This is a genomic window from Herbaspirillum lusitanum P6-12, from assembly GCF_000256565.1.
Classification (GTDB): Bacteria; Pseudomonadota; Gammaproteobacteria; order Burkholderiales; family Burkholderiaceae_D; genus Herbaspirillum; species Herbaspirillum lusitanum.
Genome location: NZ_AJHH01000609.1, coordinates 1 through 5,394, shown reverse-complemented (window position 1 = coordinate 5,394; position 5,394 = coordinate 1). Strand labels below are relative to the sequence as shown.

At 62.7% G+C, this 5,394-nt stretch carries 5 protein-coding genes; all 5 read left to right on the top strand.

What is annotated here, in order from left to right:
• Nucleotides 1–70 precede the first annotated feature (70 nt).
• Nucleotides 71–811 carry a FadR/GntR family transcriptional regulator gene (locus tag HLUSI_RS0120020; RefSeq protein ID WP_016835639.1) on the top strand — a complete coding sequence of 247 codons (741 nt, stop codon included), beginning with the start codon at nt 71–73 and terminating at the stop codon, nt 809–811.
• Between the two features lie 137 nt (nt 812–948).
• Nucleotides 949–2,379 (top strand): glucuronate isomerase, encoded by a 1,431-nt coding sequence (gene uxaC / locus HLUSI_RS0120015; protein ID WP_016835638.1) that lies wholly within the window; start codon nt 949–951, stop codon nt 2,377–2,379.
• Nucleotides 2,380–2,496: 117 nt separating this feature from the next.
• Nucleotides 2,497–3,684 carry an extracellular solute-binding protein gene (locus HLUSI_RS0120010; protein WP_016835637.1) on the top strand — a complete coding sequence of 396 codons (1,188 nt, stop codon included), beginning with the start codon at nt 2,497–2,499 and terminating at the stop codon, nt 3,682–3,684.
• An 80-nt stretch (nt 3,685–3,764) separates the two neighbouring features.
• Entirely contained in the window at nt 3,765–4,865 is a 1,101-nt protein-coding gene (locus HLUSI_RS0120005; protein WP_016835636.1) for an ABC transporter ATP-binding protein, read from the top strand.
• A 5-nt stretch (nt 4,866–4,870) separates the two neighbouring features.
• A partial coding sequence (locus HLUSI_RS0120000; protein ID WP_029363806.1) for an ABC transporter permease occupies nt 4,871–5,394 on the top strand: 524 nt, incomplete at its 3' end.

Genomic DNA, 5,394 nt, shown 5'->3' with positions numbered 1-5,394 from the left:
GGCTTTTTTTTTTTTCAGGCCAACTTAGAATGGCCAGACCAATTTTCAGGGACCCTCCCTTTCGCCCGCCATGCTCAAAATCGTCACAGCCCTTGCCGAACTCAGCGCGCCCGAAACGCGCCTGTATCGCGTGGTCGCCGATCGCATCCAGGCATTCATCCGCGAGGAACACATTGCGGCCGGTGAACGCCTGCCGTCGGAACGCGACCTGGCGGCGCAACTGAAGGTCAGCCGCGCCTCGGTGCGCGAAGCGTTGATCGCGCTGGAACTGACCGGCGTGATCGAAGTGCGCGGCGGCTCCGGCATCTACGTGATTGAAAAGAAAGGCGCCGCGCCGGCCATCCAGGAAATCGGCCCGGGTCCGTTCGAGATCCTGTCGGCGCGCTGCCTGATCGAAGGCGAAGTCGCCGCGATCGCCGCGCGCATGGCCACCGACGGTGCCCTCGACGCCATCCTGCGCGCGCTCAACGACATGGAGCGCTTCTATCACGACCGCCCCAACAATGAAGAAGCCGACCGCACTTTCCACCTCTCGATCGCCCGCGCCACCGGCAACAGCGCCCTGGTCAGCGTGATCGAGAACCTGTGGGACCAGCGCGGTCGCCTGTGGATCAAGATGGAAGAACACTTCCATACCGAAGAATTGCGCCAGCAGACGCTGGTCGATCATCGCCGCATCCTCGAGGCCATTGTCGATCGCGATCCCGAGGGCGCGCGCAAGGCCATGCACGCCCACCTCGAACGCGTGACCACCGAGTTCTCGCGCGGCTGGGGCGGCGGCAAGGCTTACATGCCGCATCATCAGGAGTAGCGGCACAGGATTGAATATTCAACACGGATCCGCAGCGCATCCGCCAGAGGCCAGCCATACAGAGCCGAGGATGCAGCAGCGACGAAGTCCGACTTGGCGTCAGACATAACGTCAGACATAGCAAATCAGGAGACAACATGCCATTGCTGCACCCAGACCGACTGTTCCCCGCCGATCCCGACACGCGCTCGATCGCGCGCCGTCTTTATAAAGAGATCAAGGACGCGCCCATCGTCAGCCCGCACGGTCACACCGACCCGGCCTGGTTCGCCGGCAACGCCGCCTTCCCCAATCCGTCGGCGCTGCTGATCCAGCCCGACCACTATGTATTCCGCATGCTGTTCAGCCAGGGCGTCAAGCTGGAAGATCTGGGCATCCCAGCACGTGAAGGCAGCGACGGCAGCGCGGTGGAAGGCGATCCGCGCCGCATCTGGCGCATCCTGGCAAAACACTGGCCGCTGTTTCGCGGCACGCCGTCGCGCATGTGGCTCGATCACGTGTTCGAAGAAGTGTTCGGCCTCGAAGAGGGCTTGAGCGAGGCCAACGCCGACCGTCTCTACGATCACATCGACGGCTGCCTGCAGCGTCCCGAGTTCCGTCCTCGCGCACTGTTCGAGCGCTTCAACATCGATGTCATCGCCACCACCGAGTCGCCGCTCGATCCGCTGGCGCATCACGGCAAGCTCAAGAACGATCCCTGGCAGACCGCCAGGGGCCGCGCCCGCGTGGTGACGGCCTACCGTCCCGATCCGGTGGTCGATCCCGAATTCGAAGGCTTCACCGCCAACGTCGAGCGCTTCGGCGAACTGACCGGCGAGAACACCCGCACCTGGGAAGGCTATCTGCAGGCGCACCGCGTCCGTCGCGCCTTCTTCAAGGAACACGGTGCGACCTCGACCGACCACGGTCATCCGAGCGCACGCACCGCCGACCTGCCGCTCGCGGAATGCAAGGCGCTGTTCGACAAAGCGCTGTCGGGCAAGATCAGCCGCGACGAAGCCGAACTGTTCCGCGCCCAGATGCTGACCGAGATGGCGGCAATGAGCATCGACGACGGTCTGGTATTGCAGATCCATCCCGGCTGCTGGCGCAGCCACAGCCCGGCGATGCTGGCGCGCTTCGGCCGCGATAAGGGTTTTGATATTCCGATGCAGACCGAATACGTCGGCGCGCTCAAGCCGCTGCTGGATCGCTTCGGCCTCGACCCGCGCCTGTCCGTGATTCTGTTCACGCTCGACGAAACCAGTTACTCGCGCGAACTGGCGCCGCTGGCCGGCGTCTATCCGGCACTGAAACTGGGGCCGGCATGGTGGTTCTTCGATGCGCCGGAAGGCATGCGCCGCTTCCGCGAGCTGACCACCGAGACCGCCGGCTTTGCCAACACGGTCGGCTTCAACGACGACACCCGCGCCTTCCTGTCGATCCCGGCCCGCCACGACGTCAGCCGCCGCATCGATTGCGGCTATCTGGCGCGACTGGTGGCCGAACATCGCCTGCATGAAGACGAAGCGCTGGACCTGGCGCACGACCTGACGTATCGGCTGGCCAAGCAGGCCTACCGTTTGTGAGCATTTTTTGAAAGAGAGTCAGCGCAATAGCAGTACGGTTTGAAGATTCATCAGAGCGTCACAAGACGTCCGCTTTATCCCGGTACCCAACAATTCCATCTCTAGGAGGAGACATCAATGAAACAGGTTTTGAATACCTTGCACAAGGCGACCCGCCGCACCGTCATGGCCGCCGCCATCGGTTTCGGCTTGGCCGCCATGGTCGGCAGCCCGGCCGCACATGCGCAGGCAGCAGTCACCATCAACGTGGTCGACGTCGCCGGTTCGCTGGCGCTGCTGCAAGAGGCCATCGAGTCGTACAAGACCACGCATCCCAACGTCAAATTCACTTTCACCAAAGCACCGGCGCCGGAACTGCCGAGCAAGCTGAAGGCGATGCAGAACGCCAAGCGCAGCGACATCGACCTGGTCCTCGGCGGCACCGACATTCTGGCTGCCGGCATCGAGCAGAATCTATGGGTGACGCTGCTGCCGGAGAACAACGCCAGGTTCGCTCCGCTGACCGAGAACTACCTGCCGGAAGTGAAGAAGATGCAGGAGCTGGCGCATAACCAGGGCCTGGCCGTCGCCTTCATGCCGGCCGGTCCGCTGCTGGAATACAACCCGGACAAGGTCAAGCAGGTGCCGACCACGCCGCCGGAACTGCTGGCATGGTGCAAGGCCAATCCGAACAAACTGATCTATGCGCGCCCGGCCAATTCCGGTCCCGGCCGCACCTTCCTGATGGGCCTGCCTTACCTGCTCGGCGACAAGGATCCCAAAGATCCGGTCAAGGGCTGGGACAAGACCTGGGCTTACCTCAAGGAGCTGAACACCTGCATCGAGTACTACCCGGGCGGCACCGGCGCCGTGATGAAGGAACTCGGCGAAGGTTCGCGAGACATGACGGTCACCGTGACCGGCTGGGACATCAACCCGCGCGCGCTGGGCGTGGTGCCGAAGGAATTCAAGGTTGGCGCCTTCAAGAACATGACCTGGGTCAACGACACGCATTACATGATCGTGCCGAAGGGCCTGGCTCCCGCCAAGCAAGCCGTGGTGCTCGACGTGATGGCCTACCTGCTGCAACCGAAGCAACAGGCCCAGACCTACGACAAGGGCTACTTCTATCCTGGTCCGGCGATCAAGAACGTGCCGGTGACGATGGCGCCGCAAGCCAGCCAGGACACGCTCAAGGAATTCGGCCGCGCCGAGTACGCCGACTGGATCGCCAGGTTCCCGCACGTGCAACCGCTGGATGCGCAGGTGATGGTGAAAGCATTCCGTATCTGGGATGAACAAGTAGGCGCTCAAAAGTTTAAATAAGCAAAAGCAAGTAGAGACAAGCCGGGCGGCAATGAAATATTCCACGTCGCCCGGCTCATTACGATCAATTAGAGGCAAGCATGAAACCTGACTTCAAGACATTGCGACTGGATCGCGTGACACGTCGCTTTGGCGGCCCGGCTAAAACTACCGACGCGCCGCAGATCGCCGCGCTGGACGGCCTGCAGATGGACATTGCGCGCGGCGAATTCATCGCCCTGCTCGGCCCTTCCGGCTGCGGCAAGTCGACCGCGCTGAATTGCATCGCCGGCCTGCTGCCCTTGTCGGACGGCGGCATCTATCTTGACGATCACCGCATCGATACCTTGCCGCCGGAACAGCGCGGCTTCGGCATGGTGTTCCAGAACTACGCCCTGTTCCCGCACATGACGGTGGCCAAGAACGTCGGCTTCGGCCTGCTGATGCGCGGCGTGCCTGCCGCCGAAATCCAGACCCGCGTCAAACGCGCCCTCGACCTGGTGCAACTGGCGCAACACATGAACAAGCTGCCCGGCCAGTTGTCCGGCGGCCAGCAGCAACGCGTGGCGATTGCCCGCGCCATCGTCATCGAACCGCCGCTGATCCTGATGGACGAGCCGCTGTCCAATCTCGACGCAAAACTGCGCCTCGAAATGCGCTCCGAAATCCGTCGCATCCACGGCGAACTCGGCCGCACCACCCTGTACGTCACCCACGATCAGGATGAAGCACTGTCGCTGGCCGACCGCATCGTCGTCATGAAGGATGGCAAGGTGCAGCAGATCGGCACGCCGCCGGAAGTCTACGGCCAGCCGTCGAATCTCGCCGTGGCGCGCTTCATGGGCTATCGCAATGAACTGATTCTGGATGTGGTCGGCCAGGATGCGCGGACCGTCACGCTGGCCGGTCCCGGCGTCAATCTGGCCGGCATCGCGAAGATGCGCCTGAACGGTCGCGCCGCCGTGTCGATCCGTCCGGAAGAATTCAGCATCTGCGCCGACGGCACCGCCCCCGACAACAGCATCAGCGCACGCGTCGAGTCGGTCGAATATTACGGTCGCGAATCGCTGTTCATGCTGCGCACGCAAGACAACACGCGCCTTTACGTACGTGCCGAAGGCAAAGCCTCGCCGGGCGAAACCATCCGCGTCTCCGTGCCCGCCGACCGCGTGCTGGCTTATCCTTTCGAACAGGTGGCATGATGCTGATGTCCTCGCAAACCGCCGGCGCGCGCTGGCGTGATCCGGCCATGTGGATGGCGGCACCGGCCGTGGTCTTCATGCTGGCGGTGTTCGTCTATCCGTTCATCCACGGCCTGATCCTGTCGTTCCAGCCGCTCGAAGGCGGCGGCATGCTGTCGAACTACGTCAAGTTCTTCAACACGGAAAACCTGTGGATGACCATCGGCGTGACGCTCAAGCTGGCCTTGCCGGCAACGCTGATCAACATCCTGATTGCGGTGCCGGTGGCCTATCGCCTGCGCCACAAGACGCCTTATCAAAAGATCGCCACGACGATCCTGGTGATTCCGATCACGCTGGGCACGGTGCTGATCGCCGAAGGCATGCTGACCTATTTCGGCCCCAAGGGCTGGTTCGCGCAGATCCTGCAGACGCTGCACATCTACGAAGGCGCAATCCGCCTGACGCACAACTATGCGGGCGTGCTGATCTCGCTGGTGATCTCGGGCTTCCCGTTCGCTTTCCTGCTGATCCTGTCGTACATCACCGG